The sequence below is a fragment of the Ferdinandcohnia sp. FSL W7-1320 genome (assembly GCF_038050315.1).
Classification (GTDB): domain Bacteria; phylum Bacillota; class Bacilli; order Bacillales; family Bacillaceae_L; genus Ferdinandcohnia; species Ferdinandcohnia aciditolerans.
The window spans coordinates 1,035,073-1,061,625 of the sequence record NZ_JBBPAM010000001.1; the positions used below are offsets into that span (position 1 = coordinate 1,035,073).

The following is a 26,553-nucleotide window of genomic DNA, read 5'->3' on the forward strand; positions in this document are numbered from 1 at the left end:
AAAAAACACTTGACTATAAGGAAAATTTTTTGGTAAAGTTACAAACAGACCGGTTGGTATGGTGGAGGTGTACTACGGAGAATGGATACAAAATCGCTGATAATCGAAATCGCGACAAAGCTCTTCCAGCAAAAGGGTTATATAGGTGTTGGACTAAATGAAATTTTAAAAGCATGCAATATTTCAAAAGGTTCGCTTTATCACCACTTTCCAAATGGAAAAGAGGAATTGCTTATTGCTTGCCTCCAAGAACTGAATGCAACCATTACTCAGGACATTGAGGCGATATTTGAACGGTGCCCGAACACAATAGATGCTACCAACGCTATGATTGATCAATTAATCGTTCATTTTGAAACTGAAGGAACGATTGCTGGATACACGTTTAGCAGTATTGTCAGCGAGATGGCTTCGCTAAGTGAGCCCGTCCGCAATGCTTGTTCTCTTTTATATAATAAAATGCAACAGATTTATTCGAACAAATTAGTAGCAGATGGATTTTCGAGAGAAGCGGCGGATTCTATCGCCCTCGCGATGGTGGCGATTGTTGAGGGTGGAATGATGCTTTGTTTAACACAAAAATCAAGCCATCCACTAGTAACCATTTCTCAAGTACTTCCAAATTTATTACATGGTAAGTGCTAAGTACCCAAAAAAAGAATAATATGGTTTTTGAAAAACGGCTAATTCCACTTTTTCATGAGCACAGCTCAGGTAGAAGAGGGATTGGCTTTTATTTTGCCAAAAATAGACCAAACTCAGGTCAAATCAAAGAATAAGGAGATTTTTATGAATACACTATTACAAGTCAAAAGCCCTAAGATGATGGCATTTATTTTAATGTTTGGTACCTTTATCGGATTGTTTGGTGAAACAGCATTAAACATGGCCTTAACAAATATTATGGGTGAATTTTCAGTTAAACCTGCAATTGCCCAATGGCTGACCACAGGATATCTATTAGTTTTAGCGATACTAGTACCAATTTCTGCCCTGTTGATGAAATGGTTCTCTACGAGACAATTAGTAATTGGGGGATTAGTTATTTCACTTTTAGGAGCGGTATTAGCTGCCCTATCTCCAAATTTTGCAATATTATTAGTTGGCCGTATCGTGCAAGCAATCGGAACGGGTGTTTTAATACCAGTGATGACGAGTGTTCTTTTAATTATTTTTCCTGTTCATAGACGTGGAGTGGTAATGGGGATTATGGGGCTTGTTATTACATTAGGACCTGCCTTAGGACCAACACTTTCAGGAGTCATTATTAGTACGTTAGGTTGGCCATATATTTTCTGGATTAGCACTCTTTTATATATGTTATTGACACTTTTTGCAGTAGTTAAGATTGAAAATGTATCAGAAATTACGAAACCTAAAATTGATTTTTCATCAGTTGCTTTATCATCAATCGGTTTTGGCGGATTAATTTACGCATTGGCATCGATGGCCGAAGCTCCTATCTCAGCTCCAATCGTTTGGGCACCTTTCCTTATTGGGATCATCGCGCTTCTATTATTTGGCGTTCGCCAAATGAAAATGGCTCAACCTATGGTTAACTTACGTGTATTTAAGTACCCTATGTTTACTTTGGGAACAGCGACGATGTTCCTCGGTATCCTAATGATTTTATCAGCGGGTATTCTCTTACCAATGTACCTAAAGGATGCATTATTGTATAGTGCAGCAGTGGCTGGGTTATTATTACTTCCTGGTAATGCCGTCAATGTAGTGATGTCGCCGATTGTTGGAACTTTATTTGACAAATTCGGACCACGTGTGTTCGTTATTATGGGTTCAGTTGTGATTCTAATTGCAAATTTCATGTTTGCCTCTGTCATATCAGCATCAACTCCTGGTTGGCAAATAATCGTTGCATTTATGCTTTTCTTCTTTGGGATCACAATGGTAATGATGCCATCACAAACAAACGCACTTAACCAGTTGCCCCGTGAATTATATGCGGATGGTTCAGCTGCAATGAACACATTGAATCAAGTAGCTGGAGCAGCAGGTACAGCGATAGCGATTACGTTATTTACAGCTGGTCAAGGAAGTTATGTAGCAGAAGTTCCTGCTGCATCAAATCCGGTAGTTTTAGCTGCAGGTGTAAAATATGCATTCTACTTTGTTACTGGAATTTCAGTTAGTACATTCATTTTATCTTTATTTGTAAAAAAGGGGTCCGCTGTTGGGGAAAAATCTACGTCAACTGTAAAGGCGACAGAACCTGTGTCATTAAGAAATGTATGAACTTTTTGTGATTGGCGAAACAAACCAAAAGAAAAAAAGCGCTAGTTTCCACTAAGCGCTTTTCTCTAGGTTTATTTATTTTTTCACCAAATCATTCAGTTTCAGCTTAAACTCAGCATGGTCTCCAAGTGCATGTGGAACTTGAATACTTATGATAACAGCATCATCAAGGAAGTATGAAAAAACACCATAAGGGTTTTCTTCAGGATTTGGATAATCCGCTTTCGTAATGGCATCAATAAGCGTTTGTAAATTAAAAGTATTTAAGTATTCAACAATAGCAGCCTGTTTTTCCTGATTTGGCTCTTTTGGATTTTCCCAATCAATGTAAGGTGCATTTCGCAATTTTTCAATAAAACCTGCATCAATTACATACTTATCCGATAGCCTTACTTTTTCTCCTTTTTTCCAGTCAATAGTGGTGGTGAAAAGGAGGCTTGTAGGATACATCCCACCATGATAATCACCAGTATATTGAATACTAAAAGTATCAGCATTTGGTAATAGGATTTCGTAATTCATTACAAGGGAAGAGTCACTACCATGATATTGCTCTATAAAAAGCGTTGCGTCTTCTTTAATAAGAGTATTGATTTCCTGCTCAATATTCTTATTCTGCATTTCATTTAGTTGAGGATAATGAATTGTAAGTTCCCCATCCTCATAAGTCGCTGTATCTATTTCAAAAGGTTCAGTATTTGTTTCTTCTTCTACATGCTTTGATGGCGTATCTTCTTCATCTACTTCTGTTTCTTCTGCCGGTGCATCATCGTTCTCATCGGTTTCTCCTTGTTTTGGTGATGTATTATCTTCTTCATTCACCTGTTGCGATAGTCCTGTCTGCTCGCCACTGCAGCCTGCTAAAAATAGGGCACAAGCAATCACAATCAGTAAAAGGATTTTATTCATTCAACTCTCCCCTTGAAAAATATTCCAAATCATTACTCTCTATTTTATTACAATCATTTATGGAAATGAATATCAGTTGACCAAATAAAACCTGATTGTTATCATTTAATTATCGTTTAGTAAACTTTGTTTCTTATTAGGAAACCTTTTTGCATCATACGATTATAATAGAAGGTGATAACATGAATTTGCAGACAGATGTTTGTATTGTGGGCGGGGGTCCTGCGGGTGCTCTACTTGGCTATTTAATGGCGAAGAAGGGTATATCAACAATCGTAGTTGAGCGTACTTCTGGAAATGAACGTGAATTTAGAGGTGAGCACATCAACGCAGAAACCGAAGCAATATTAAAAGAACATCAACTTTTCGATAAAATAGAAGCACTTGGATTATTAAAGATGAAGAAGGTTCAATATATTAATGGTCGGCATATTGTAAAAACAATCACTCCAACAACTGAGGATCACGTTGGTATTCATATACCGCAGCCCCATTTTTTAAGGGCTGTTTCTAACGAAGCAGCACGGTTTCCAAACTTTCAGTTGCTTGTAAACACAACTGTCACGGGGGTAGTTCAGGATGATCAAGGACACTATACAGGTGTAAAAGCGAAACAAGATGGAGAAGAAATCAACATTGCGAGTAAAATCGTAGTGGGAACGGATGGCCGTTACTCAACTGTTCGAAAACTTGCGGGTATTGCGGCTTCAGAGGAATCACATGGTTATGATGTGCTATGGGCTAAAATTCCGGCACCTGCTGATTGGGAGCCTTCAACAAAAATGGTTCTTGCCAATGGACATCAACTAGCTTTGTTTACTCAAACAGGTGGGATGATTCAAATTGGTTGGAACATTCCAGAAGGTACATTCAATTCTTTGCGAAAGCAGCCGCTAGAGCCATTTTTGGAGCCACTTTTAACAAGCTTTCCAGAATTAGAGTCAACTGTAAGAGAGCAGATTCAATCGTGGAAGAACTTCGTCTGCCTAAAAGTTTTTAGTTCAAATGCAGACACTTGGGTAAAAAATGGCCTCATCATCCTTGGAGATGCAGCCCATACCATGACACCAACAGCAGCGATTGGCATTAACTGTGCAATTAAAGATGCACATGTATTGGCACCAATTCTCGAACAAGCATTAAATGCAGGCGATTTTAGTGAAACAAGATTAAAAGAATTTGAGCTTGTAAGACGCGTGGAAATCGAACAACAACAAGAAATGCAGTTTGAAAAAGAAGAGGCATTCATAGAGAATTTCCTAGAAGTCGTTGGAAATTAAGCATGCAGTAGTAAAACGCTGCATGCTTTTTTAATGCCGAAAAAAAGCTAAAAGCAGTAAATTCAGGGGCCTGCGTTCCCCTTTTTCTGATTTCGTTTGGCGATCAGGCATGATTCAGGCGCTATCGTTCCCCTTTCGCCCATTTCGTTTGGAGATCAGGCACGATTCAGGCGATTGCGTACCCTTACCGCCCATTTCGTTTAGCGATCAGGTACGAGTATTTTTTCACAGTTACGGTTTAAATAAAAGAAAGGATTTTCTCTGTTGATACCGAATAAAACATATATATAGGTAATATATTGGAAATTAACGTTTAGAAAGATAGCAGGGGGATCAAGATGAATCTAGTTAAAGTAAAAGGAGAAAAAGTCACTTTACGTCAAGTTGAAAAAGAAGATTTACCCGTACTTTGGGAACTGCGCTACGGTAACCCAAATCCAGAATGGAAAAAGTGGGATGCGCCTTATTTCACACATAAGTACATAGATAAAGAAACGTATTTAAAAAAGGCTGAACATCAACTAGCCATGCAACACCACCCATTAGATCACATGATTATTGAAGCCGATGGTCAAATCATCGGATCCGTTATTTTCTATTGGGAAAGTGAAGCCACAAGATGGCTTGAGATGGGTATTGTTATCTATCTTCCGGAATATTGGGGGGATGGATACGGAACCGAGGCGATGAAGCATTGGATAAACTATTTATTTGAAACGATCCCATACATCGAAAGAGTCGGATACACGACATGGTCAGGTAATCATCGTATGGTCAAGGTTGGCCAAAAGCTTGGCATGACACTCGAGGCGCGTATGAGAAAATGTCGCTACTATAATGGCTTCTACTACGACTCAATCCGGATGGGGTTGCTAAGAGAAGAATGGGAACAAGAAAAATAAGAACTCGAACCTGCATTCCTAAAGAAATGCAGGTTTTTTTAATGGGACACATGGACAGGTTCATTGTCCCACAAAGTTTTTCCAATTTTAATTGACACCTTTCAAACAATTACATAATATTATATATGAGCATATGCTCATATACTTTAAATGAAGTAGGGATATTCATGTATGATGCTGTGGTAATCGGAGCCGGTCAAGCGGGTTTAGCCATAGGTTATTATTTAAAACAAGCCAAACAGTCATTTCTACTTATAGATAAAGCGAAGGAAATCGGGGAATCATGGATAAATCGATATGATTCATTGACCCTTTTTACACCAAGAGCCTATAGTGAGCTTCCTGATTTCAAAATGAAAGGTCCAAGGCAAGAGTATCCATCAAAGGATGAGGTTGCCGATTATTTGGCTAAATTCGCATCATACCATTCGCTTCCGACCCAATTAAATACAACAGTCACAAACGTTACAAAGGTAGAACATGGTTTCAAAATTGAAACGTCGAAAGAAGTAATCCTTGCTAAAAATATAGTGATTCAACTGGCCCGTTTCAAGAACCATCGATCCCATACTTTGCAAAGAACTTATCCAATCAAGTATTTCAAATCCATTCAGCACAATACAAAAATCCAACACAACTCAAAGACGGACCTGTATTGGTTGTGGGGGGAGCAAACTCCGGTGCACAAATTGCTGTTGAGTTAGCAAAAGAGCGAACTGTTTATCTTTCGGCTAGTCAAAAATTCAACTTTATCCCGCAGGACCTTGGTGGTAAGAGCATTTTTTGGTGGTTTGATAAATTTAGTATACTCGAAGCTAGTACAACATCCAAATTAGGTAATTTTATAAAAAAACGTCCTGATCCGATTTTTGGATATGAATTAAAGACAGCCATCAAATCTGGTAAAGTGACGATAAAATCAAGAACTATTAGTATAAAAGATGAAACATTCATTTTTGAAGATAAAAGTGAGCTTAACGTTCCTAATGTCGTTTGGGCAACTGGATTTAAATCTAATTATCAGTGGTTACAAATTCCGAACGCATTACAAGAAAACGGTCAGCCAGAGCATATAAAAGGAATCACCAAGATAAAGGGTCTTTATTTTTTAGGATTACCCTGGCAAACAAGAAGAGGCTCAGCCTTACTCCAAGGAGTAGCCGATGATGCAAAGTACATAGCACAGCATATACAGGTAACCAAGCAAAAGTAAGAAAGAAGGGTTAAATAGTGGAACAAAAAGATCATTCCTTTTTATCTCAAACCACCATTGGCGAAGCATCACGTATTTTTAAAGCACTTGCGGATCCAACGCGGATTAAAATTCTTTATTTATTATCACAAGAGGAATGTTCGGTTACCCATATTGCGGAAGTCCTCGAAATGTCACAATCAGCAGTATCCCATCAACTTAGCTTACTGAGGAATCTTCGCTTAGTGACGTACCGACGCGAGGGGAATACATTTCTTTATACATATGATGATGAACATGTCATTACTTTGCTCCACCAAGTCATTCATCATATTGAACATGAATAGGAGGGGAAATTGATGGGACATCACCATCATCACCATCATCACGGACACGACCATCATGGTCACCATCATCATCATCATTTTGATGAAGTTAGAGAGGGCAACAAAAAAGGCTTACTCATCGCTTTGGTCATTACGACGGGAATCATGCTGCTGGAATTTTTCGGTGGTCTTATTACAAACAGTCTAGCTTTACTATCGGATTCAGGTCATATGCTAAGTGATGCGAGTTCATTAGCGTTAAGCTTAGTCGCATTTTGGTTTGCTACCCGACCTGCATCTCCGAAGAAAACCTATGGGTTTTACCGATTTGAGATTTTAGCCGCTCTATTTAATGCAGTTACATTGTTTGTCATTGCAGGCTTTATCGTTTATGAGGCGGTTCAACGATTTTTCGAACCTCCGACTGTGGCCAGTGGGACGATGATGATCATTGCTGGTATTGGTCTTTTCGCGAATATACTAAGTGCTTGGTCATTGATTAGTAAAGGCGATGTAAAAAATAACGTGAATCTGAGGAGCGCATACCTTCATGTTCTTGGAGATGCACTTGGATCAGTGGGTGCCATAATCGCGGGACTCTTGATGCTGTTGTTTGAATGGTATATAGCGGACCCCATTATTTCTGTAATTGTGGCAATCTTAATTTTAAAAAGTGCCTGGGGTGTGTTAACACACTCAATTCATATTTTAATGGAAGGTACGCCGATTACGATTGATCAAAAAGAAGTGAAAGCCACCCTAGAAGAAATTGAAGGAGTGATAGATGTTCATGATCTTCACATCTGGACGATCACATCAGGCATCGACTCTCTCACATGTCATATATTAATCAAAGACGACTATGACAGCCAGGAAATCTTACAGCAATCCATTGATAAAATACGTGATAAATTCAAAATCGAACATACCACTATTCAAATTGAAAAATCATCAATTGAGCATGGGGAAATGAGAGTATAGAAATCTTAAGGGGGCGTATCCAACAATGGAGGCCCCTTCTTTTAATAAAAGGCATTTATATTGTAAAATAAAAGTATCTAGGGTTTTTTATTAGGAGTTGGAGATATGAGAGTTCTTGTTATAGAAGATAATGAGAGTGTTTGCTCGATGATAGAAATGTTTTTTTCAAAGGAAGGTATTCAAGGTGAGTTTGTCCATGATGGACAAGAGGGCTATAACCGATTTAAAGAGGAGAATTGGGATTTAATCATTGTTGACTGGATGCTTCCTAGTATGGATGGGGTTACCATTTGCCGGAAAATTCGTGAAGAAAAAAGCACGGTTCCAATTATTATGCTCACCGCAAAGGATAGTGAATCTGATCAGGTACTAGGCCTAGAGATGGGGGCAGACGACTATGTCACAAAGCCATTTAGCCCACTTGCGTTAATGGCACGAATAAAGGCGGTAACAAGACGCTACAATAGTAAGCCTTCAGAGAACGTAGAGACGGGGACCCTTCAAACAGAACATTTTAAAATAAATAAAATTACAAGGGAAGTTATTCTGAATGGGAAATCAATCACGAATTTAACGCCTAAGGAATTTGATTTATTGTATTATTTTGCGCAGCATCCGAAACAGGTATTTTCTAGAGAACAATTATTAGATCGCGTATGGGGTTACCAATTTTACGGAGATGAGCGCACGGTCGACGTACATATAAAGAGACTCCGCAAAAAATTAGGTACTGCAAATCAGCCATTTTTCCATACCGTATGGGGTGTTGGCTATAAATTCGATGAGACTGTTGAGGAAGACAAATGAAATTTCGCTACATGTTTCAACAGCTTGTTAGTCACATAAGTGTGATTGTGGTTGCTTTTGTAATCTTAAGTATTGTGTTCGCACATTACGTTGGGAACCTCGTCTTCGAAGAAAAGGTCGAAGAACTGACCACTTATGGTGAAAACATCATTTCTGATATTAGTCGTACATCTAATGTCGATTCATTAATTCGTCAATACTCAAACATGCTTGGTGAGAGAAATATTTTATTTACTGTATTTGATGAAAATGGAGTAAGTCTAAGTACAGCCAGTGGATTTGTACCGCAAGTGGAGTTGAAAAAGAAGGAATGGGACAAGGTCCGAAGTGGGCATATCGTGTCAGTCAAACAGGATTACAAGCGATTTGAGCAAGAAGTGACATTTATTGTCATGCCTTATATGGTTGGTCAAACTTTTGTCGGCGGTGTTCTGCTTGCGTCACCAATCAGTGGGACACAGGAAATGATTCATGATATTAACCAGTATTTATTTTATACGATGTTTTTAGCATTGGCTGTTGCTCTATTAATGAGTTGGATTTTGTCGACGGTTCATGTAAAGCGTATCAGACGTTTAAGGAAAGCGACCTCAATGATTTCTGCTGGAGATTATTCCATTAAATTGCCTTCATCTGATTTTGATGAGATTGGTGAGTTGTCGAAAGATTTTAATGAAATGGCGCAGCGCTTGCAACAATCAATGGAGGAAATTGAAAGCCTTGAAAGCAGAAGGCGGAAATTTATGGCCGATGTTTCCCATGAATTGCGGACTCCGCTCACAACCATTAGCGGGGTGATTGAGGGGTTAAGTAATGACTTGATACCAGATGATGAAAAGGCAAAAGGCGTTCAATTGGTAAGTCAGGAAACAAAGCGTCTTATTCGTCTTGTGAATGAAAATCTGGATTATGAAAAAATTCGCTCCAACCAGGTTACGCTTCAAAAGGAAACAATCGAATTAATTGAAGTGTTTGAGATTGTTAAAGATACACTTGAACCACAAGCAGAAGAAAAAAATGATCAAATCATGATTGATGTTCCTAACGATTTAATGATTACAGCAGATTACGATCGTTTAATACAAATACTAATTAATATCACAAAAAACAGTATCCAGTTTACTGATAATGGAGTTATTTGGATTCGTGGAAAAGTAGGAGAACATGAAACAATTATCGAAATTGAAGATACGGGTGTCGGGATTGACCCATCGGAAATAGAAAATATTTGGCATCGTTTTTACAAAGCGGATGTCTCACGAACGGGTACATTGTTTGGTCAATTCGGCCTAGGACTTTCTATCGTAAAACAGTTGGTCCAGCTTCATAATGGTAAGATTAAGGTCACGAGTGATAAAGGAAAAGGAACCAAGTTTGAAATTCGATTTCCAGTAACGTAATCCATCATAATAATGGTGGATTTTCGCTTATATTTCCACTTCTTTTCAAGGTTTGTTAATATTTTGTTCATAATTTTTGACTATGATATAAATAAGGAGTAAGTCAAGGAGGAATTCATAATGGAAAACGAAAAACGTTTTGATGAATTTAAACATACAGATGATCAATCTAACAACCTAGATAATAAGGAAAGTTATTCTACAGAGATTCAGTCCGAACAGGAAAAAGAGGATATCAAACCAGAGGTAGAAGACAATGACTTAGAAGCAACACAAATTGAACACGCTCAAACTGAAACTGTACAGCAATCAGCGGTCAGCGAAGAATCGACACTTCGTGCATCAAGACCAAAAGAGAAAAAGTCAAACTCAAAAATGAAAAGCTTTTTATCCATGGTGTCTGCAGGTGTCCTTGGTTCAGCATTAACGCTTGGAGTTGCACCACATATTGACGGTCTCCAGGGATATTTCAATTCAGAGTCACCTGCAACAGAGCAGAACTCTGAGGTTATTGAAGCGTCTGGACCAGTTAAAATCCAACCAACCGCGGTATCTGACTCGGCTTCTTCTATCGCTGATATGGTGGAAGAAGCATCAAAAGGAATCGTGGGAATTACAAGTATGCAATCCCAACAAAATCCTTTTAACCGAAGTAACTCACAAAATATTCCTAGCGGTACTGGCTCTGGAGTTATTTTTCAAAAAGATGGAGATAAAGCTTATATTGTAACGAATAACCATGTTATCGAAAATGCAAATGAGGTAGAAATCTCTCTTCATAATGGTGAAAAAACAATGGCTAAGTTGATTGGTACAGATCCATTAACCGATTTAGCCGTTTTAGAAATAGATTCAAAACATATCGAAGCGGTTCTTCCATTTGGTGATTCTGGGACACTAAGACCTGGTGACCAGGTATTTGCGATTGGGAACCCACTTGGACTTGATTTATCAAGAACAGTTACCTCAGGAATTGTAAGTGCGAAAGACCGAAGCATTTCTGTTGATACCTCTGCAGGTAGTTGGGAATTAAACGTTATTCAGACTGATGCAGCCATTAACCCTGGTAATAGTGGTGGTGCTCTTTTAAATACACAAGGACAAGTGATTGGAATTAATAGCTTAAAGATTGCGAACAGCGGGGTAGAAGGATTAGGCTTTGCGATACCAAGTAATGATGTTGTTCCGATTATTAACAGTCTGATTGATAATGGTAAAATTGATCGTCCATTTATCGGCATTGGTTTAGCGGACCTTGCTGAAGTTCCAAGAATGTATTACGCTGACCTTCCGAATGATGTTAAGGAAGGCGTCATAGTTACAAGTGTTGCTCAAAATTCTGCAGCAGAAAAAGCTGGTTTGAAAATGACCGACGTCATTGTGAAAATCAATGATACCGAAGTTAAAAGTTCGATGGACCTTCGCAAATATTTATATTCAAAAGTAAAAATAGGTGATCAAATTGAATTAACCTTCTACCGAGGTGGAAAGCTCGAAACAGCATCATTAACTTTAACAAGCAATACGACTGGAATTGAATAATTGACATAAAGGGCCCAAATCGAATCAGATTTGGGTCTATTTGCTGAGGGAAACTCTCCGACATTTTTTTCTATTGCCGACACCATTTCCCGGGAAACGACAGCGTGTATTGGTTGTTGACAGAAAATTTAAATATATATGCAAACGCTCTAGACCATAGGAATTATGCATGTTACTAACTATTACCTAAGCATCACGCATTTTTTAAAATGCTTTCAAAAGAAAAATGAATACAGATGACTTAATAAGGCAATAATCTGGTCTCAAATAACATCAAATGCCATATAGATTACTACCACTTAAAAACTAGGAGGGGTTTACAATGAGTCACTATTTATTGAAGCAATTTGAAGTATTAAAAGGTCGTTTCCTTGGCGAACTAGAGGATATAACAGACGACATAATTAATATTCAACCGGAGGGTTTTAATAATACAATTCTTTGGCATGTAGGTCATCTCGTTACGGTCAATGAGCAGTTCATGTTTGATTATCCGAAGAAATCTACTTCTCTACCGGAAAATTACATAAACCTATTTGCTAAAGGAACTAGTCCTGCAGATTGGAATGGAGATATTCCCTCAAAAACAGATCTTGTAAATCAATTTACCAAACAGGTAACTAGAATACAGCAAATTCCTGTTGAACGTTTGGAAGAAAGGCTGAAACAACCCTTTCTTGGGCTGGAAACCTTTGGTGAAATAACGAACTTAGCACTCTTCCATATTGCCTACCATTTAGGCCAAATTCATGCGATGAAGCTTATGCTTCAAAAATAAGTAGCTACTATCCGGAAAGATGCACATTCAACTTGTATACTATAAAAGTATAAAAAGCACTTGACAATTCTTGTGAAAATAAAAATGTCAGTGTGTTTTTAGTTCAATAGTATGATATGATAAGAGTATGTCATCAAAAGGCCTTTCATTCTTAGTGCTATTAAGAATGAAAAGGGGATTTTTGATTTGAAGAAGAGAACATGGACATATGAAGAAATAGAGTTTTTGAAGGATAATGTAGGCCGTATGAAAATCTCTACCATTGCCAATCACCTTCGTAGGACGGAAACGGCAGTTGAGTTAAAGATTAAAAGATTAGGGCTTTCGAACACGAAATCCTTTACTGGTCAATTGACTATGCACGAATTGGCAACTCTATTAAAAATTGATCCAAAGTCTGTAAAGCTATGGATTGATAACCATGGACTAAGGTACACAAAAAAAGCAACACGAAATACTCGAAAATTTTACTTTATTAAACCCGAGGATTTTTGGGATTGGGCAAAGAGGAACAAAAGCCGAATTGACTTTTCAAAAATTGAAAAAAATGCAATCGTTCCTGAACCATGTTGGGTGGAAGGAGAGCGTTCAAAGCAAAAGAGGGTCAATTACCGGGCGTGGACTACAGTAGAAATTAACTCTATGATTGAGCTTGTGGCAACAGGTACTCCGTTTTCCGATATTGGGAAAAGACTAAACCGTAGCCCAATTAGCATCCAACGTAAATACCAGCGTATGAATCAAGCAGTGAAATAAATACATCATTGATAAAAACCAAACTATACAAAAGGCAAAATTGTTGAAAGACAATGACGCAAAGCCACGGGCCTAAGGAGGATAACTCTATGGTGGCCGGGTTGCTATAGAATGGAAGGGTTCCTTTATTTGATGACGAAAAAATGGGAGATACTAGTTGAACTAGTTCTCCCATTTTCTTTTTCTACATTATTGATCCAGTGAATTGTTATCTATTTCTTTTACACCTTTCATAATTTGCATTGCAAAACCGACACAAACTAGAATAAGACTAAAAACAAGAAAATATGCTACAAACATGTAACTCTCACCTCATTATAGTTTTTTCTATTTCTATCTTTAGTATAGTGCGAACCTAAATAGGATTCTGTGATTTAAATCACAGAATCGCTTTATTTTCGAACCTTTGCTATGCGGAATTGGAATCAATTCTCGTTGTAGTTCCTTTTTAATTGTGATATATTTTTTTAGATACAATTACGTGTTCAAAAAGAGGATGAAAAGGACCACGAATTTCGAGGCGGCGCAGTTTTGAGGAGCGGAGCGTTTGTGGTTATACGTAAGCATAAGTAATTGCTTTCAGTGAATCTCTTCGCATTCCGGAAAGGTGTTTTTCCTTTCCAAGGAGCGTAAAAACAAGCCAACAAAGAAATTCGCAGTGTCATTTTCACCGGACTTTTTGAACTTTCGAACAATCTGCGATAACGGAAGGATAATTTACATGAGCTATATAGATGAAGTTCAAAAACGAAGAACGTTTGCCATCATCTCCCACCCGGATGCCGGTAAAACGACGATGACTGAGAAATTATTATATTTTGGTAATGTAATTCGTGAAACAGGTACGGTAAAAGGAAAAAAGTCAGGAAAATTTGCTGCGTCAGACTGGATGGAGATTGAAAAGCAACGTGGGATTTCAGTTACATCAAGTGTGATGAGTTTTCCATACCAAAACTTTTATGTCAATATTCTTGATACACCAGGACACGAGGACTTCAGTGAGGACACCTATCGTACGTTAACAGCTGTGGACAGTGTTGTGATGATCATCGACTCCACGAAAGGTGTCGAGCCACAAACGATTAAACTATTTAAAGTTTGTCGTATGAGAGGCATTCCAATTTTTACATTCATCAATAAGCTTGACCGTGAAGGAAAAGATCCACTTGAACTCTTAGCCGAAATTGAAGAGGTCCTTGGTATTGAGTCTTATCCGATGAATTGGCCAGTTGGAATGGGGAAACGATTCTTAGGGATTGTAGACCGTTACAACAATCAATTTGTACATTTTACTGGAAATGAAGATGAAAAAATTATTTCATTACAGGAGCTTGAGGACGGTAAGCATCCTGAAATTACAGATAATCCGATTTATGAAAGTACACAAGATGAGTTACTTTTATTAGATGAAGCAGGAAATGATTTTGATGTGGAACGTGTAGCCAAAGGTGAACTTACGCCCGTATTCTTTGGTAGTGCGCTCGCAAACTTTGGGGTAGAAACGTTTTTTAATACATTTTTACAATTTGCTTCAGAACCGAAGCCACGTAAAACAAATCTTGGCTTAATTCCACCAGAGGACGAAACGTTCTCAGGTTATATTTTCAAAATCCAAGCAAACATGAACACGAAGCACCGCGACCGAATTGCATTCCTTCGCGTCTGCTCAGGGAAGTTTGAACGTGGAATGAGTGTCAATATTACTCGTACAGGAAAATCGATCAAGCTCAATCAAACTCAGCAGTTTATGGCAGCAAGTCGGGAAACAGTAGATGAGGCTTATCCTGGAGATATTATAGGGATTTATGATCCAAATGTCTACCAAATCGGTGATACACTTACAGCAGGTAAAGAAGATATGCATTATCAGGAACTACCTGTGTTCCCACCTGAAATGTATCGTAAGGTTCGTGTGAAGAACGTAATGAAGGCAAAGCAATTTAGAAAAGGTATTGAACAGCTCGTTCAAGAAGGGGCAATTCAATTATTCAGACAGGAATCAAGTGATGAGTTCATTCTTGGTGCGGTTGGTCAACTTCAATATGATGTGTTTGAATATCGATTAGAGGGAGAATATAATGTCTCTGTTGAGTTCACTTCACTTGGAAACAGAATCCCAAGATGGATTGGAAATAAAGATGTAGATACTCGTCTATTTGATTCAAGAAGTCTACTTGTCCGGGACCGTAACGACCGATATGTCGTGTTATTTGAAAACGACTTTACGTATCGGTATTTCCAAGATAAAAACAAGGACGTTGAACTCATCGACCTCTATGAAAGCAATGACTATAAAGGTGTGTAAAAACATGACTCAAAACGCTCAGGAAACTTCTGAGCGTTCATGTTTATTTAGAAAGGAATTGGTATGAAAAGGAATTATATTCAAAAGATCATCAATCAAGATGAACCGAATATGAAGATTATTACAATACTACTGTTGATAGTAAGCACTCTTTCTATCCTCTTCTCAATCGGTATAGGGCCAGTCTCTGTTCATCCGCTCACGGTCATCGAAATACTTTTCTCCAAACTTCCCTTTCTTACTATTGAAAATAACTGGACACAGGTTGAGTTTAATATTGTTTGGGGCTTGCGCTTACCAAGAGTGTTATTAGGAATGATTGTAGGTGCTTCATTAGCGATAACAGGTGTAGTTATGCAGGCATTGGTACGTAACCATCTTGCAGACCCATTCATTCTCGGTGTTTCATCAGGTGCATCTGCAACAGCAACTTTAGGTATGTTATTCGGTGCCTTTTCGATTTTTGGTACTTATTCACTTTCCATCAGTGCGTTTATTGGCGCTGCTGTGACGATCATTTTAGTCTATACCCTTTCAAGGGTGAACGGAAGAATCAATGTTACTCATCTCTTGCTTTCAGGTGTCGCCATCGCACTGATGATGGATGCATTGACAAGAACGATTACGCTAAGTGCTCCGAATGCATTAGGCTTACATAATGCCACCTTTTGGATGTCAGGAAGCTTGGCAGGAGCAAAATGGGGTTATTTAACGCTACCTCTTATAGTGGCAGTGATTTGTATGATTGTTTTAATGAGCCAATATCGTGCTCTCAATGCCTTGCTTTTCGGTGACGAAACAGCGGGAACATTAGGCTTTAATGTGGGGAGATTACATAAACTGTTGATCCTTGTTGCCTCGCTTTTAGCTGGTGTCACGATAGCGGTGAGTGGCTCAATCGGATTTATCGGTTTAATGGTTCCGCATATCACAAGACTTCTTGTTGGTTCAGATCATAAACGTGTTCTTCCTGTAAGTGCCTTACTAGGTGGAATTTTTGTCGTGTGGACAGATGTCGCCGCTAGAATGGTGATCGCACCTGAAGAATTGCCAATTGGGATATTAACCGCATTAATAGGAGGGCCATTCTTCATTTGGTTATTAAAAACAAAGAAGTAGGTGAAAAATTGAAACTACTGGTTGAGAATTTGAATTTTTCATTGAATGAAAAACAGATTATTGAAGATATGAATTTGTATGTTTCTAAAGGTGAATTTGTCGGAATCATCGGACCAAACGGAAGTGGGAAATCGACTCTCTTAAAAAACCTGTATCGTGGACTTAAGCCTGATTCCGGTGTTGTTTTTTTAGATGGAGAGAATGTATATAAAATGAACCCTAAAGCAGTTGCCAAAAAAATCGGTGTTGTTGGACAAGAAAATGTGATCCCATTTGACTTTAAAGTTGAAGAAATCGTCGCAATGGGACGAAGCCCATACAAAGGATTTTTTGATGGTGACAGTAAAAAAGATAAAGAAATTGTTGCAAATGCGATTGAGCAAATTGGTATGTCTGTTATGGAGAAACGTAACTATATCAATCTATCAGGCGGAGAAAAGCAGCGTGTCTTACTAGGTAGAGTGCTTGCGCAGCAAACGGATCTATTATTACTAGATGAACCAACAAACCACTTGGATATCCAACACCAGCTACAAATTTTTGATTTGATTAAAGGGCTAGGTGTAACAGTATTATCCGCCATCCATGATTTAAACCTTGCTGCTCTATATTGCGACCGACTTTATGTTGTTAAGGATGGGCGTATTTTGATGGCAGGGACGCCTGAAGAAGTATTAACGTCTCAATCGATATACGAAATCTACGGGGTCAGGTCTGATGTAGCGATTCATCCAACTACGAAAAAAGTGACGATTACCTATTTACCTGTCAGTTTGTTAGAAGGAGATAATTAAATGAAAAAAGTAGTTTTGCTATTGGCTGGGATTCTTGTTTTGGTATTAACAGGATGTGGCTCTAATACAGAGAACGGCTCCGTTACCAAATCTAAAGAAGCTCTAGTCATTAATAACTATGGGAGAGAAATAGAATTTACTGAGAAACCTTCGAAAGTATTAACCCTAGGACCGAATGCAACCGAATTATTTATTGCATTAGGACTCTCTGATTATATAATTGGAAACAGCTTGGACAATCATAGCCGCGGTGCTTTGCCTGAATACAAGGACGATTATGAGAAGATTCCAGAGCTTACGTACGGATCTGCAACAAGGGAAGCTGTGATAACGAGTGGGGCAGATTTTATTTACGGCATTGATTGGGAATTTGGTAGTGAAGGTCTAGACGTGGATGAGCTTGAAAGCTATGGAATCAACGTATATATGAATAAAGCCACAACAATGGACGAGATTTATCAGGAAATACGTGATATCGCTATGATCTTTGACATTGAAGATCGAGCGGAGTCATTTGTTGAAGAACAAAAGGCACGAATTACTAGTGTACAGGAGAAACTGGCCGATCATGAGCCGATTGATGTACTAGTATATGATAGTGGGGGGAATGGCATTTTCACCGCGGGTGGAACAAACTTTGAAACGTTATTAATAGAGCTAGCAGGCGGCCGAAATATTTTTAATGATATCACAGACAAACAATGGACCACAGTTAGCTACGAAGAAGTACTTGCAAGGCAGCCAGATGTCATTCTGATTCACGATTATGACGCTCCTTCGATTGAGCAAAAAATAAAGGATATCAAAAATGACCCAGCACTTTCACAACTTGAAAGTGTTAAAAATGAAAAGTTTGTCGTTATTTCATTAGAGAGTGTATTACCAGGAAACCGTATGGCGTATGCAGTTGAAACATTGGCTAAAGGATTCTATCCGGAATTGTTTAAATAGCAGGAGTAATCACGTGAATTCCTTAATTTGATTTGCTATATTGAAGATATGAAATTGAAAGGATACGAATTTTAATGCTATTAAAACTATTGCTGGCGCTCATCCTTCCTGGTGTACTCGTCGTTTTCTTTACAAGAGTGACCTATAACCATTATGTGGGGTTTTTACTAGTGGTTGCCCTTATCGTTGCGTCTATTTATAAAGGATATGCCGATTCTGCGATTATCATCGCTGCGGATATTCTATCGTTGGGTGCAGGGTTCATGTATGCGAGAAATATGGGAAAAAGAGCGGGAAAATAAAGTCCTTCATCGAGTTGATGAAGGACTTTCGTCTTTGAAACTCCTTCGATTTTTATCAAACTTCTCTACACTGAAAAATGCTTTTATTTAATCTCGACACTTCTATTTGCCCCTCAATGAATAAAAAAATTAAATAAAGGATCACCTTTTATCATATAAATCTCCTTCAAAGTAAACCTATTTACCAAATTATAGTATGTTATATTTTCTTAGAAACTATATTTCAATAAATAAAAAATCGAATATCAGTTCGTATTTTTGTTTGTTTTAGGTCAGTTTGTGGTACAATATTTCTATCAAGAAAAAGTCAGTGGAAAATTACATAAAAACAAAAGAATGGATGGGAGGAACGTAAATGAAGGATCAATTTGAGTTAATCTCAAAGTATTCACCACAGGGTGACCAACCACGAGCAATCCAACAGCTTGTTGATGGAATCAAAGCTGGCAAAAAAATTCAAACCTTATTAGGTGCTACGGGTACAGGAAAAACGTTTACGATTTCGAATGTGATCAAGGAAGTAAATCGACCGACACTTATCATTGCCCACAATAAAACATTGGCAGGTCAGCTTTATAGTGAGTTTAAAGAGTTCTTTCCAAATAACGCTGTTGAATATTTTGTTAGTTATTATGACTACTTCCAACCAGAGGCATATGTTCCATCATCTGATACATATATCGAAAAGGACTCAAGTGTGAATGATGAAATTGATAAATTACGACACTCTGCAACATCTTCACTTTTTGAACGACGCGATGTCATCATTATTGCCAGTGTATCTTGTATTTATGGCTTGGGTTCTCCTGAGGAATATAGGGAACTTGTTGTTTCATTAAGAACGGGAATGGAAATCGAGAGAAATGAGCTTTTACGCAAATTAGTCGATGTTCAATATGAACGAAATGATATTGACTTTCGTCGCGGAACCTTCCGTGTAAGAGGGGATGTTGTTGAAATTTTCCCCGCCTCACGTGATGAGCACTGTATTCGCGTGGAGTTTTTTGGTGATGAAATTGATCGGATTCGTGAGGTTGATGCCTTAACTGGTGAAATACTGGGTGAACGTGAGCATGTTGCGATATTCCCGGCATCCCACTTCGTAACCCGTGAAGAAAAAATGCAAATTGCGATCAAAAATATTGAGGCAGAGCTAGAAGAACGTTTAGCTGAACTTCGTGAAGATGGTCAATTATTACAAGCACAACGTCTTGAACAACGGACAAATTATGATCTTGAAATGATGCGTGAAATGGGCTTTTGTTCAGGTATTGAGAACTATTCACGTCATCTAACCTTACGCCCGCCAGGTTCAACACCTTATACTTTAATGGATTATTTTCCAGAGGATTTGTTAATTGTCGTTGATGAATCGCACGTTACATTGCCTCAGATTCGAGGCATGTTTAATGGTGACCAGGCAAGGAAACAAGTACTGGTTGATCACGGCTTCCGTCTTCCATCAGCATTGGATAACCGCCCTTTGCGTTTTGAGGAGTTCGAAAAACATATCAATCAAATCATTAACGTCTCTGCTACACCTGGACCTTACGAAATCGAGCATACAGACGAAATGGTTGAACAAATTATTCGTCCAACTGGATTACTTGATCCAATTATTGAAGTTCGACCAATTCAAGGTCAAATTGATGATTTATTAGGTGAAATCCAAGACCGTGTAAACAAAAATGAACGAGTCCTGATTACTACCTTAACGAAAAAAATGTCTGAGGATTTAACAGATTACTTGAAGGACGTTGGGATTAAGGTAACCTATTTGCATTCAGAAATAAAAACACTAGAGCGGATTGAAATTATTCGTGATCTACGTATGGGTAAACATGATGTACTAGTAGGGATTAACCTGCTTCGTGAAGGACTGGATATTCCTGAAGTTTCACTTGTTGCCATTCTGGATGCGGATAAGGAAGGGTTCCTGCGTTCGGAACGCTCACTCATTCAAACTATTGGTCGTGCCGCTCGAAATGCTAATGGTAGAGTAATCATGTATGCAGATAAGATAACGAACTCAATGGAAATTGCGATTAATGAAACAAAACGTCGTCGTGAAATGCAAGAGGAATATAACAAAAAGCATGGTATTACGCCACAGACTATTAAAAAAGATATTCGCGATGTCATTCGTGCTACAACTGCAGCTGAAGATACAGAAACCTATGAAACAGTACCTAAGTTAACTGGATTATCGAAGAAGGAACGCGATCAAGTAATTGCTGAAATGGAAAATGAAATGAAGGAAGCTGCAAAAGCACTTAATTTTGAACGAGCAGCTGAATTACGTGATTTAATTTTGGAGTTAAAAGCGGAAGGATGACACAAACATGGCATTGGATAAAATAGTCGTCAAAGGAGCAAGGGCCCATAACTTAAAAAATATAGATGTTACGATTCCGAGAGATCAACTAGTTGTCGTGACTGGTCTATCTGGTTCAGGAAAATCTTCCCTTGCATTTGACACCATTTATGCAGAAGGACAACGGCGCTATGTCGAGTCACTTTCTGCATACGCACGTCAATTTTTAGGCCAAATGGATAAACCCGATGTTGATTCAATTGAGGGTCTTTCACCTGCGATTTCGATTGACCAAAAAACAACAAGTCGGAATCCAAGGTCAACTGTTGGAACGGTAACAGAGATTTACGATTATTTGCGTTTATTATATGCTCGAGTAGGAAAACCGGTTTGTCCTAACCATGGAATCGAAATTACATCACAAACCGTTGAGCAGATGGTGGATCGTATTTTAGAATACCCAGAACGGACAAAACTGCAGGTACTCGCGCCTGTTGTATCAGGTCGTAAGGGTGCCCATGTGAAAGTTTTAGAGGATATAAAAAAACAAGGTTATGTCAGAATTCGTGTCGACGGTGAAATGCTTGAGCTATCAGATGACATCGAGCTGGAAAAGAATAAAAAACATTCAATTGAGGTTGTCATTGACCGAATTGTAGTTAAAGAAGGTGTAATGGCAAGACTATCTGATTCCCTTGAGGCTGCCCTTCGATTAGGCGGAGGTAAAGTAATTATTGATGTGATTGGGGAAGAGGAACTCTTGTTTAGTGAGCTTCATTCATGTCCAATTTGTGGTTTTTCGATTGGGGAACTTGAACCAAGAATGTTTTCTTTTAATAGCCCTTTCGGTGCATGTCCCGATTGTGATGGTTTAGGCAATAAGCTTGAAGTCGATCCAGATCTCGTGATTCCGAACTGGGATTTATCACTTCGAAAGCATGCAATTGCACCATGGGAGCCAACAAGTTCTCAATATTACCCACAATTACTTGAATCAGTTTGTAATCATTACGGGATTGATATGGATATTCCTGTTAAGGATATCCCGAAGCATTTGATGGATAAAATCCTTTATGGAAGTGATGGGGAGGAAATCTACTTCTATTATGAGAATGACTTTGGTCAGAAACGTGAAAATAATATCGTTTTTGAGGGTGTCCTTCGAAATGTAGAAAGACGTTACAATGAAACAAGCTCCGATTATATCCGGGAACAAATGGAAAAGTATATGGCTGAGCGGGCTTGCCCTACATGTAAAGGATATCGATTGAAAAAGGAAAGTCTGGCTGTTTTAATCTCAGGAAAACATATTTCTCATGTTACAGACTTTTCTATTAATGAAGCTTTTGATTTCTTCACTACTATTGAGCTATCTGAAAAAGATATGAAAATCGCGAACCTTATTTTTCGTGAAATCAAAGAACGACTCGGTTTTCTCGTCAATGTTGGATTGGATTATCTAACTCTAAGTCGTGCCGCAGGTACCTTATCAGGTGGTGAGGCTCAACGGATTCGACTAGCTACTCAAATCGGTTCGCGTTTAACCGGTGTTCTCTATATTTTGGACGAGCCGTCAATAGGATTACATCAACGAGATAATGACCGACTGATTGATACATTAAGGACAATGAGAGATATTGGGAATACATTAATAGTTGTTGAGCACGATGAAGATACGATGTTAGCTGCTGATTATCTAATCGACATCGGACCGGGAGCTGGAATTCATGGGGGAGAGGTTATCGCTGCGGGAACTCCTAAAGAAGTAATGGAAGACCCAGATTCCTTAACGGGACAATACCTCTCGGGTAAAAAGTTTATCCCACTTCCAAGCGAAAGAAGACAGCCCGATGGACGATATGTAGAGGTTATCGGTGCAAAGGAAAATAACCTAAAAAATGTATCAGCTAAGTTTCCACTTGGTCTGTTCATTGCTGTTACAGGTGTATCAGGATCAGGTAAGAGTACTTTGGTGAATGAAATTCTCCACAAATCATTGGCACAAAAACTGAATCGAGCCAAAACAAAACCTGGTGAACACAAGGAAGTTAAAGGGATTGAACAATTAGAAAAAGTAATCGACATTGATCAGTCGCCAATTGGACGAACACCTCGCTCAAATCCAGCTACATACACAGGCGTCTTTGATGATATTCGTGATCTGTTCGCTAATACAAATGAAGCAAAGGTAAGAGGTTATAAGAAGGGCCGTTTTAGTTTCAATGTTAAAGGCGGACGCTGTGAAGCCTGCCGTGGTGATGGAATTATTAAGATCGAAATGCACTTCCTGCCAGATGTTTATGTACCTTGTGAGGTATGTCATGGGAAACGCTATAATCGTGAAACATTAGAAGTTAAATACAAGGACAAAAACATTTCAGATATATTAAATATGACTGTTGAGGATGCACTATCCTTTTTCGAAAACATACCACGTATCAAGCGGAAAATTGAAACCTTATATGATGTTGGTCTAGGCTATGTTAAACTAGGACAGCCCGCAACAACTCTATCTGGTGGAGAAGCACAACGCGTGAAGCTTGCATCTGAATTACATCGTCGCTCAACTGGCAAGTCGTTTTATATATTAGACGAGCCAACAACTGGCCTACATGTAGATGACATTTCAAGATTGCTTAAGGTCTTACAGCGATTAGTTGAAAATGGGGACACAGTTCTCGTCATTGAACATAACCTCGATGTTATTAAAGCCGCGGACTACATTATTGACCTCGGTCCTGAAGGTGGAGACAAAGGCGGTACTATCAATGGAACAGGTACACCAGAAGAAATTACAAAAATCAAAGCATCCCACACCGGACGCTATCTAAAACCAGTCCTTGAACGCGACCGTCAGCGTATGAAAGAATTAATCAAAGAAAAAGAGACAGTTTCTAAATAAATGTAGAATCCCGTTTTGCGCATAGAAGCAGAACGGGATTTTTTAAATGAAAACATACCCCAGTAGGAAAATTATGGTACTCTACTAATAGATTCTTATTTAATAGGTGGAGTTGATACACATGAAAGCAAGAGCTCAGAAAAAACTATTTGGCCTTTGGACAGGAGAATTATCAGCTGCCATTCTATTCGCGGTCCTCTGGTTCCTATATATTCCAACTTTTGAATGGTCTGCTCATTATTTAACCACTATTCCTCATCTATTTGCATTCTGTATGTTGGAATACATTTTATTTCAAGGTAGTTATTATTGGTACTTGAAGTGGAAACGGGTCAAACAAGGCAACAGTTCTTCTTTACCTGACAGTTATCTATCACGTTTTCGTTTTTTTAAGAAAAGTAATCTGGTATTACTTGTAGTGGGTTTACCTTTCCTAGTCTACCAAGCTACTTTTTCTAAAGGACTATATTGGTACCTTTTCTTATACGGATTTGCTATGGTTGAATACATTAATTATTATCATATCCGCCTTTCCTACATGAGCACAGAAGAAATGAAAGAATTCATTCGCCAAAAGGGGTTTCGCCAATCGATTCTTGCAAGGGAGTTAGACAAAAAGTAAATCGAAGTTCACCCTTCTTAGTTCTAACAGAAGTGTAATACCGTAAATATTACTGTAAGGGTCTTTAAGGTAATCATTTGAAATTGGCTATTTAATAACTATACAAAGGGGATTATGATGAAAATCACCATTCGCTTTATTGAAATTCTGTTGGGGACCATATTTTTAGGAGCAGGGTTAAATGGGTATGCTGTATTATTTGGATTTGAGCCATTTGCACCAACAAGCCAGCCCTGCTGCGATGGAATTTTTGGGAGATGGCTATTTTCTAGCATTGGAAAAAGGTGTTGAAATCATCACTGGTGTTTTACTGATTATTCATAGGTATGTTCCGTTAGCTTTGGTTGTTTTAGCAGGTTTGATAGTCAATATTTTAACATTTCATATCTTTGTAGATTCAGAGTTGCTTCCATTGGCTATTATTATCACAGTATTTGAAGGAATATTAGCATGGCATTACCGCGAAAACTTTAAGGGACTTTTAGAAAGCAAGCCTAAGCATTAAATCCAGTGGGATGACCCCTGGATTTTTTTGAGTCAGGAGAAATTCACCCGATTCTTTCATCGATATATCAAGGTGGCTCCCTTTGTTATCTAAGACTCCAGGCTTATTTTTATAAAATCTTGAAACCAATTATATCTCGTTATCGTATATAGAGGTATAAAGGGGAGATGAAGAGTGAATACCGACAAATTAATTGCAGCGTTGTGTTACTTCAGTGTTTTCTTTGCGGGGTTTATTTTACCACTCGTTGTTTATATCATAGTTCAAAATCCAGTAGTAAAAAGGCATGCCTTGCATGCGTTAATCTCACATATTATTCCAGTAGCAACAATCGTTTTTATCATTATTCCGTTTTTCTTTATATGGTCTGTGGAGGCATTTGTAGCTACTATGGTGCTAGTGTTCATCCTATTAGCGATCATTAACGTCGGAATTGTGATTTGGAACATTGTAAAAGGAATTCAAGTATTAGCTCAAGAAGAACTTTAAGGGAGGAAGGAACCATGAAAGAAGAACAAAAACGTATTTTAAAACTAGTTGAAGAGGGAAAACTTACAGCTGAGGAAGCAATCGTTCTAATTGAAAAACTCCATTCTGGCGAGGAGAGCCAGTCCCAAGATCCAGCACAGGAAATCAAGACAGAGCTTTCGACTCAAGTCCAGTATGAGCAATCCCAGCAGCAACACCAACATTCATATCAAAGCAAGGGCTCTGCGAAACACAAATTTATGGACTTTATCGACACTGCTCTGAAAAAAATTAAAGACCTCGATCTCGATTTCAATTTTGGTAATGCAGTAGAAGTGAAACATATTTTTCAGCATAAGGACGTATATATTACCAAGCTTGACCTAGACGTTTCGAATGGAAGTATCACAATTATTCCGTGGGAAGAGAAGGATGTCCGCGTTGAATGTGAAGCAAAAGTATATAATATTGATAACCAGGAACGTGCACGCAAAGCATTTTTAGAGGATGTTCTTTTCTCCATCGAAAACGGTGCACTTCGCCTATCAATCCAGAAAAAGCAAATGAAGGTTCATGCAAAAATATATGTTCCTCAGGAAAATTATGAAAGTATTAAGACACGCATGTTTAACGGACCGATAACTGGGGAAAATTTACGAGTAAAGGATTTCCGTGCAAAAACAGCAAATGGTGCAATCACCATTTCGAATTTTGATACAGAATCGGTTGAAATAGAAACAGCAAATGGTCACATTAAAGCAAATCAAATCACAAGTAAAGACTTTGAAGCGGAAACATTAAATGGGACTGTCACAGCAACTGGACGTTTTGAGAAAGTTGACCTCCAAAGCTTTAACGGAAACATCACTTGCGACATTCAAGGAGATAACTGCCACACTGCGTATGTAAAAACAACCACTGGGAGCATTGATGTGTTTGTCGCAAATGACTATCAAGTTGACGGTGAATTAAAATCAAATCTCGGCAGCTTCAAGTCAGAGCTTCCAATGATGTCAATCATTGAAGAGAAAAATGAAGTTGTTCAGAAGTCTCTACGGTTTAAAGCAAATGAAGAGAAAGTGCCAAAGCTACATCTCTTTGCTGAGACGAAAACAGGCTCTATTACGATAAAGTGAAACTTCATT

General features: G+C 38.4%; 23 protein-coding genes, 1 pseudogene and 1 riboswitch. Of the genes and pseudogenes, 23 read left to right on the top strand and 1 reads right to left on the bottom strand.

Annotation, left to right across the window (positions count from 1 at the left end; translation table 11 throughout):
- Positions 1-81 precede the first annotated feature (81 nt).
- Positions 82-645, top strand: a complete 564-nt coding sequence (locus tag NST91_RS05320) for a TetR/AcrR family transcriptional regulator (protein ID WP_341330315.1) — start codon at positions 82-84, stop codon at positions 643-645.
- A 144-nt stretch (positions 646-789) separates the two neighbouring features.
- Positions 790-2,253 carry a DHA2 family efflux MFS transporter permease subunit gene (locus NST91_RS05325; RefSeq protein WP_341330316.1) on the top strand — a complete coding sequence of 488 codons (1,464 nt, stop codon included), beginning with the start codon at positions 790-792 and terminating at the stop codon, positions 2,251-2,253.
- 75 nt (positions 2,254-2,328) lie between these two features.
- On the opposite strand, the gene NST91_RS05330 is transcribed toward NST91_RS05325, so the two are convergent.
- Positions 2,329-3,162: a polysaccharide deacetylase family protein gene (locus NST91_RS05330; RefSeq protein ID WP_341330317.1), complete on the bottom strand. Its 834-nt coding sequence runs from the start codon at positions 3,160-3,162 to the stop codon at positions 2,329-2,331.
- Positions 3,163-3,344: 182 nt separating this feature from the next.
- Here NST91_RS05330 and NST91_RS05335 point away from each other — a divergent pair, with 182 nt between their 5' ends.
- From NST91_RS05335 to NST91_RS05435, 21 genes and pseudogenes are all read left to right on the top strand, one after another.
- Positions 3,345-4,442 carry an FAD-dependent monooxygenase gene (locus tag NST91_RS05335; protein ID WP_341330318.1) on the top strand — a complete coding sequence of 366 codons (1,098 nt, stop codon included), beginning with the start codon at positions 3,345-3,347 and terminating at the stop codon, positions 4,440-4,442.
- A 338-nt stretch (positions 4,443-4,780) separates the two neighbouring features.
- On the top strand, positions 4,781-5,344 hold the full coding sequence (locus tag NST91_RS05340; protein ID WP_341330319.1) for a GNAT family N-acetyltransferase: 564 nt from the start codon (positions 4,781-4,783) through the stop codon (positions 5,342-5,344).
- A gap of 167 nt (positions 5,345-5,511) precedes the next feature.
- A pseudogene (locus NST91_RS05345) lies at positions 5,512-6,557 on the top strand (flavin-containing monooxygenase).
- A 17-nt stretch (positions 6,558-6,574) separates the two neighbouring features.
- Complete coding sequence (locus NST91_RS05350; protein WP_341330320.1) at positions 6,575-6,883, top strand: ArsR/SmtB family transcription factor; 309 nt, start codon at positions 6,575-6,577, stop codon at positions 6,881-6,883.
- A gap of 12 nt (positions 6,884-6,895) precedes the next feature.
- Positions 6,896-7,843: a cation diffusion facilitator family transporter gene (locus tag NST91_RS05355; RefSeq protein WP_341330321.1), complete on the top strand. Its 948-nt coding sequence runs from the start codon at positions 6,896-6,898 to the stop codon at positions 7,841-7,843.
- Between the two features lie 105 nt (positions 7,844-7,948).
- The gene (locus NST91_RS05360) at positions 7,949-8,650 is read left to right on the top strand and encodes a winged helix-turn-helix domain-containing protein (protein ID WP_341330322.1); all 702 of its coding nucleotides are present in this window, start codon (positions 7,949-7,951) and stop codon (positions 8,648-8,650) included.
- A complete protein-coding gene (locus NST91_RS05365; protein ID WP_341330323.1) occupies positions 8,647-10,050 on the top strand; it encodes a sensor histidine kinase in 1,404 nt (467 codons plus the stop codon). The genes NST91_RS05360 and NST91_RS05365 overlap by 4 nt, the downstream gene beginning before the upstream one ends.
- A gap of 120 nt (positions 10,051-10,170) precedes the next feature.
- A complete protein-coding gene (locus NST91_RS05370; protein WP_341330324.1) occupies positions 10,171-11,592 on the top strand; it encodes a S1C family serine protease in 1,422 nt (473 codons plus the stop codon).
- 322 nt (positions 11,593-11,914) lie between these two features.
- Positions 11,915-12,370 (top strand): DinB family protein, encoded by a 456-nt coding sequence (locus NST91_RS05375; protein ID WP_341330325.1) that lies wholly within the window; start codon positions 11,915-11,917, stop codon positions 12,368-12,370.
- 186 nt (positions 12,371-12,556) lie between these two features.
- Complete coding sequence (locus NST91_RS05380; RefSeq protein ID WP_341330326.1) at positions 12,557-13,126, top strand: DNA-binding protein; 570 nt, start codon at positions 12,557-12,559, stop codon at positions 13,124-13,126.
- A gap of 23 nt (positions 13,127-13,149) precedes the next feature.
- Positions 13,150-13,235: riboswitch (cyclic di-GMP riboswitch) on the top strand.
- 612 nt (positions 13,236-13,847) lie between these two features.
- Positions 13,848-15,431, top strand: a complete 1,584-nt coding sequence (locus NST91_RS05385; protein WP_341330327.1) for a peptide chain release factor 3 — start codon at positions 13,848-13,850, stop codon at positions 15,429-15,431.
- 63 nt (positions 15,432-15,494) lie between these two features.
- Positions 15,495-16,550, top strand: coding sequence for a FecCD family ABC transporter permease (locus NST91_RS05390; RefSeq protein ID WP_341330328.1), 1,056 nt, complete (start codon positions 15,495-15,497; stop codon positions 16,548-16,550).
- On the top strand, positions 16,526-17,344 hold the full coding sequence (locus NST91_RS05395; protein ID WP_341330329.1) for an ABC transporter ATP-binding protein: 819 nt from the start codon (positions 16,526-16,528) through the stop codon (positions 17,342-17,344). Before NST91_RS05390 ends, NST91_RS05395 begins: the two co-directional genes overlap by 25 nt.
- Positions 17,345-18,295 carry an ABC transporter substrate-binding protein gene (locus NST91_RS05400; protein ID WP_341330330.1) on the top strand — a complete coding sequence of 317 codons (951 nt, stop codon included), beginning with the start codon at positions 17,345-17,347 and terminating at the stop codon, positions 18,293-18,295.
- Between the two features lie 74 nt (positions 18,296-18,369).
- Positions 18,370-18,597 carry a DUF2198 family protein gene (locus NST91_RS05405; RefSeq protein WP_341330331.1) on the top strand — a complete coding sequence of 76 codons (228 nt, stop codon included), beginning with the start codon at positions 18,370-18,372 and terminating at the stop codon, positions 18,595-18,597.
- Between the two features lie 355 nt (positions 18,598-18,952).
- Positions 18,953-20,932 carry an excinuclease ABC subunit UvrB gene (uvrB, locus tag NST91_RS05410; protein WP_341330332.1) on the top strand — a complete coding sequence of 660 codons (1,980 nt, stop codon included), beginning with the start codon at positions 18,953-18,955 and terminating at the stop codon, positions 20,930-20,932.
- 7 nt (positions 20,933-20,939) lie between these two features.
- Positions 20,940-23,813: an excinuclease ABC subunit UvrA gene (gene uvrA, locus NST91_RS05415; RefSeq protein WP_341330333.1), complete on the top strand. Its 2,874-nt coding sequence runs from the start codon at positions 20,940-20,942 to the stop codon at positions 23,811-23,813.
- A gap of 121 nt (positions 23,814-23,934) precedes the next feature.
- The gene (locus NST91_RS05420) at positions 23,935-24,435 is read left to right on the top strand and encodes a hypothetical protein (protein ID WP_341330334.1); all 501 of its coding nucleotides are present in this window, start codon (positions 23,935-23,937) and stop codon (positions 24,433-24,435) included.
- Positions 24,436-24,616: 181 nt separating this feature from the next.
- Positions 24,617-24,940, top strand: coding sequence for a hypothetical protein (locus tag NST91_RS05425; protein ID WP_341330335.1), 324 nt, complete (start codon positions 24,617-24,619; stop codon positions 24,938-24,940).
- A 174-nt stretch (positions 24,941-25,114) separates the two neighbouring features.
- Positions 25,115-25,429 carry a magnetosome magnetite crystal formation protein family gene (locus tag NST91_RS05430; protein WP_121446353.1) on the top strand — a complete coding sequence of 105 codons (315 nt, stop codon included), beginning with the start codon at positions 25,115-25,117 and terminating at the stop codon, positions 25,427-25,429.
- A 14-nt stretch (positions 25,430-25,443) separates the two neighbouring features.
- Positions 25,444-26,544, top strand: coding sequence for a DUF4097 family beta strand repeat-containing protein (locus tag NST91_RS05435; RefSeq protein WP_341330336.1), 1,101 nt, complete (start codon positions 25,444-25,446; stop codon positions 26,542-26,544).
- Positions 26,545-26,553: the final 9 nt, after the last annotated feature.